Annotated in this window: 5 protein-coding genes and 1 other annotated feature; of the genes, 3 read left to right on the top strand and 2 right to left on the bottom strand. The window is 61.2% G+C overall.

The window, feature by feature from the left end:
- Positions 1-186: 186 nt before the first annotated feature.
- Positions 187-409: a binding site (T-box leader), on the top strand.
- A 53-nt stretch (positions 410-462) separates the two neighbouring features.
- The 3 genes from ilvB to ilvC all read left to right on the top strand — a co-directional run bounded on the left by ilvB (position 463) and on the right by ilvC (position 3851).
- Entirely contained in the window at positions 463-2172 is a 1710-nt protein-coding gene (gene ilvB / locus MR825_RS10000; protein WP_287880542.1) for a biosynthetic-type acetolactate synthase large subunit, read from the top strand.
- 12 nt (positions 2173-2184) lie between these two features.
- Complete coding sequence (ilvN, locus tag MR825_RS09995; RefSeq protein WP_186907756.1) at positions 2185-2745, top strand: acetolactate synthase small subunit; 561 nt, start codon at positions 2185-2187, stop codon at positions 2743-2745.
- Between the two features lie 86 nt (positions 2746-2831).
- Complete coding sequence (gene ilvC / locus MR825_RS09990) at positions 2832-3851, top strand: ketol-acid reductoisomerase (protein ID WP_186907757.1); 1020 nt, start codon at positions 2832-2834, stop codon at positions 3849-3851.
- 132 nt (positions 3852-3983) lie between these two features.
- On the opposite strand, the gene MR825_RS09985 is transcribed toward ilvC, so the two are convergent.
- A complete protein-coding gene (locus tag MR825_RS09985) occupies positions 3984-4610 on the bottom strand; it encodes a hypothetical protein (protein ID WP_287880540.1) in 627 nt (208 codons plus the stop codon).
- A 52-nt stretch (positions 4611-4662) separates the two neighbouring features.
- The coding region (locus MR825_RS09980; protein WP_276918973.1) for a DUF4368 domain-containing protein at positions 4663-4757 on the bottom strand (95 nt) is incomplete at its 5' end.

The raw sequence follows: 4757 nt of genomic DNA, 5'->3' as shown, positions 1-4757 counted from the left end.
TGTTTCACAAAATCAGACCGCCAGTTTAGTTTTTTGTATTTCCCTGTGGTCTCTTTTTCCGGCTTTTTTTCTACTTCTTTCCTGAATTCGGCTATCTTTATTCGTTTAAAGCAATAAATTTGGGGAGATTTCCGTTTCCGGAATTGACAAATCCGCCCCGCAGCATTATGATAGGAAACAATCATCAAAAACGCAGTGACCGGGCAAGTAGGCCCGCCCCGCAAGCCAAGAGAGGAAGCGGCCGGTGTGAGCTTCCGTGAGGGGCGTGAGCCGAACATCACCCGAGAGCGGTCCCGCAGAACGGCGAGAGCCCAGTAGACGGGAACGGACGCCCCGTTACGGCGCAGAGCGCGCGGGCCAGGCCCGTGAAGTTAGGTGGTACCACGGAGTAAAAGACTTCGTCCTATGGAGGACGAGGTCTTTTTGTTTTTTCTAAAACTGAGACCAAAGGAGGCCAAAACCATGCGGATGACATGTGCCAGAATTATTATGGAGTGCCTGCTGGAGCAGGGGGTGGACACCGTGTTCGGCTACCCCGGAGGAACCATTCTGAACGTATATGACGAGCTGGAGCTCCACGGCTACAAGGATAAGATCCGCCACATCCTGACGGCCCATGAGCAGGGGGCCTCCCATGCCGCCGACGGCTACGCCCGTTCCACCGGCAAGGTGGGGGTATGCTTCTCCACCTCCGGGCCCGGGGCCACCAATCTGACCACCGGCATCGCCACCGCCTATTACGACTCTTCCCCCGTGGTGTTCATCACCTGCAACGTCAGCGAGAATCTGATCGGCAAGGACTCCTTTCAGGAGGTGGACATCACCGGCATTTCCATGCCCATCACCAAGTGCAACTACCTGGTGCGGGACCCGGAGGCCCTGGCGGACGTGATGCGGGAGGCCTTTGCCATCGCCCGCTCCGGCCGCCCCGGTCCGGTGCTCATCGACATTGCCAAAAATGTCACCGCCGCCGAGGCGGATTACACCCCCCTGCCTCTGGAGCAGCACGCTTCCCAGGGCCGGCTGGGGGCTATGCTCCGCCGGGCCAGCCACGACCTGAAGACGCCGGAACCGGACGCGGGCGATATCCAGACCCTGCTGGACCTGATCGAGACCGCCCGGATGCCTCTGGTGCTGGTGGGCGGCGGCGTCATCCGCTCCAAGGGCGCGGTGCCGGAGTTCCGCAGATTTGTGGAACGGCTGGGCGCCCCGGTGGCCTCCACCATCATGGGCGGCGGCGCGCTGCCGGGCAGCCATCCGCTGTTTACCGGCATGATCGGCATGCACGGCTCCCACGCCTCCAATTACGCCGTGGACCAGTGCGATCTGCTCATCGCCATCGGCTGCCGGTTCTCCGACCGCGTGGCCACCGATCCGGCCACATTTGCCAGGGGGGCCAAGATCGTCCACATCGACATCGACCGGGCGGAGATCGACAAGAATGTACGCACCGATCACCATATTATCGGGGACGCCCGGCGGGTGCTGGAGCTGCTCAATGAGCGCCTGCCCCAGCACGCATACCCCACCTGGAAGGAATGGGTCTTCTCCCATTCGGAAGTCCCCCTCAAGCGGGACGACATTCTTCACCCCCACGAGATCCTGGAGACCGTTCAGGACGTGACGGACGGGGACGCCATCATCGTCACCGACGTGGGCCAGCATCAGATGTGGTGCGCCCAGTACTACCACTTCTCCCGTCCCGGGCAGTTCATCACCTCCGGCGGGTTCGGCACCATGGGCTTCGGCCTGGGCGCCGCTATGGGCGCCGCCGTGGGCAACCCCGGCAAGGTAGTGGTCCACTGCACCGGCGACGGCTGCTTCCGCATGAACTGCCACGAGCTGTGCACCGAAGAGCACTACGGCATCCCGGTGATCACCGTTATCTTCAATAACCGCACCTTGGGCATGGTCCGCCAGTGGCAGAACCTCATTTACAAAAAGCGTTTCTCCCAGACCGATCTGGATCGGGGCCCCGATTTCATCAAGCTGGCCGAGGCCTACGGCATTCCCGGGGAACGCGCCGCCGACCAGGCCCAGTTTGAGGCTGCCTTCCGCCGGGCGGTCGCCTGCGGAACCTCTTATGTGATCGAGTGCGCCATCGACAAGGACGCCATGGTCCACCCCATGGTCTCCGCCGGCACGCCGGTCACCGACTTTATTCTGGATTAAGGGGGCGACGATATGAACGACGCCAACGCAGTCAAGCGCCACACCCTCTCCGTACTGGTGGAGAACGCCGCAGGCGTGCTCTCTCAGGTCTCCCGGCTCTTCTCCCGGAAGGGCTACAACATCGAATCCCTGGCCGTGGGCACCACCGACGATCCGGCGATCTCCCGCATCACCATTGAAGTGCTGGCCGACAACGCCATGATCGAGCAGATCATGAATCAGCTGCGCAAGCAGTTTCCCGTCTACTCCGTGCAGGAGCTGCTGCCGGAGCGGTCCATCCGCCGGGAACTGGTCATGTTCAAGGTCCGGGCCGAGACCCCGGACATTCGCAATGAGATCATTCAGATCGCCAACATCTTCCGCGCCTCCATCATCGATGTATCCCTCAAGTCCCTCACGCTGGCCCTCATCGGCGACGAGACCAAGGCCGAGGCCATGCAGCGCCTGCTGGAGGCCTTCGGTATCCTCGAACTGGTGCGCACCGGCATGGTGGCGCTGGAGCGGGGCGCCTATACGATCAGCGACGAGAACAAGGAGCAGGCGGAATTTAATTTGGGAAAGAATTTCCTGTAAGATTGTATCACAGTTATCATTCTTTTTCCCTTCTCCGTGTTATTATGAACCACAAGTATCCTATTTCTATTAAGGAGTGTATCATCATGGCAAAGATGTACTATGAAAAGGACTGTGAGCTCAGCTATCTCAACGGCAAAAAGATCGCCATCATCGGCTATGGCTCCCAGGGTCACGCCCATGCCCTCAACCTGAAGGATTCCGGCTGCGACGTGTGCGTGGGTCTGCGGGAGGGCTCCAAGCGCTGGAGCGAAGCGGAGAAGGCCGGCCTGGCGGTCAAGACCGTTCCCGAGGCCGCCAAATGGGGCGACATCGTTATGATCCTCATCAACGACGAGGTCCAGGCGGACGTCTACAGGAAGGACATCGCTCCCTACATGACCGAAGGCAAGGCGTTGGCGTTTGCGCACGGTTTTAATATCCGCTATCAGCAGATCGTCCCGCCCGCCGGTGTGGACGTGTTCATGGCGGCCCCCAAGGGCCCCGGCCACACCGTTCGTTCCCAGTATGTGGCGGGCAAGGGCGTGCCCTGCCTGGTGGCGGTGGAGCAGAACGCCACCGGCAACGCCTATAAGATCGCCCTGGCTTACATTGCCGGCATCGGCGGCGCCCGCGCCGGCGTGATGGAGACCACCTTCCACGACGAGACGGAGACCGACCTGTTCGGCGAGCAGGCCGTGCTGTGCGGCGGCGTGGTGGACCTGATGAAGTGCGGCTTCGAGACCCTGGTGGAGGCCGGTTACGAGCCGGAGAACGCCTACTTTGAGTGCATCCACGAGATGAAGCTCATCATCGACCTGATCAACAAGGGCGGCGTGGCGGCCATGAACTACTCCATTTCCGACACCGCCGAGTACGGCGAGTACGTCTCCGGTCCCCGGGTTCTGCCCTATGAGGAGACCAAGAAGAACATGAAGGCGGTCCTCGCGGACATTCAGGACGGCACGTTCGCCGGCAAGTGGATCGCCGAGAACAAGAATGGCCGCACCTTCTTCAATTCCAAGCGCGCCAACCTGGCCAAGCATCCGATGGAGATCGTGGGCGCCGAGCTGCGCAAGAACATGATCTGGGGCGGCGACAAGGATCTGGACAGCGCCTCCAACTAAACCACGCTGCATAAAGCGGCCGCCCCATCCGGGACGGCCGCTTTCCTGCGTAATGGCCTGTGTCGATCCCCCACGGATTTCCTTTGCTCTGCAGCATTTCCCGCCACCCCTGTGCCAAACGCCGCCTGCCGCCTATTCGTATTTCTTTCCGGCAAAATAGGTGGGCAGGAAAAAGCCCAGGCAGGCAAAGAGGGTGAGCGGCAGCTCCGCGCTGAGCGCGTGCCCCGGCCAAAGCGTATGGACCGCCCACCACAGGGGCGGGAAAGCCACCTCCGTTCCCAGCAGCCACACCCGCATGGCGTTGAGCACATGGGGCCAGTTGCTGTTGTTGAAATGGACCCCCGGTAGGTTCATACGAAAGACCCCGTCCCCATAAAAGCTGATCTTGTTCTCATCATAATACCGGGGCAGGCTCTCCCGCGCCAAAAAGCACAGCCATGCTCCGAAGAGCACGCACAGCATGACTACCAGCAGCACCGTGCTCCCCATCTCTTCCCAGGAGAAGCCCATGGCCAGCAGCAGCGCCACCTCCCCCGCCGCCGCCAGGGCGCACAGCACCCAGGCCAGCCGCCACCCCTTCCGCCGCCGGGCACGAACGCGCTGTTCTCCGGCGGAGAGCCGCACGGCGGAGCTTACCAGCCGCTCCACCTCCCCGGCCTCCAGCGTCTCCCGCTCCTGGGTGCGCTGTCCCCGCAGAAGTTCGGTCACCGTCACGCCCAAAAGCTCGCTCAGCGGGGCGAGCAGCGCCACATCCGGCATGCTCAGGCCCGTTTCCCTTAGTTAAAGATATTGTTGGGTATCTCAAGATGTGTCATTCGATTTTGCCGATAAAGCGGTAGAAGATTTCCACTTCCTGTTCCCGGCTTCCGTCCTCACTTTTGACCGCTTCATGGACAAGGATTTTTT

The sequence above is a fragment of the Lawsonibacter sp. genome, from assembly GCF_022777125.1.
GTDB lineage: Bacteria > Bacillota > Clostridia > Oscillospirales > Oscillospiraceae > Lawsonibacter_A > Lawsonibacter_A hominis.
Note: the sequence above shows the minus strand (reverse complement) of the source record. Positions and strands in the feature narration are given on the sequence as shown.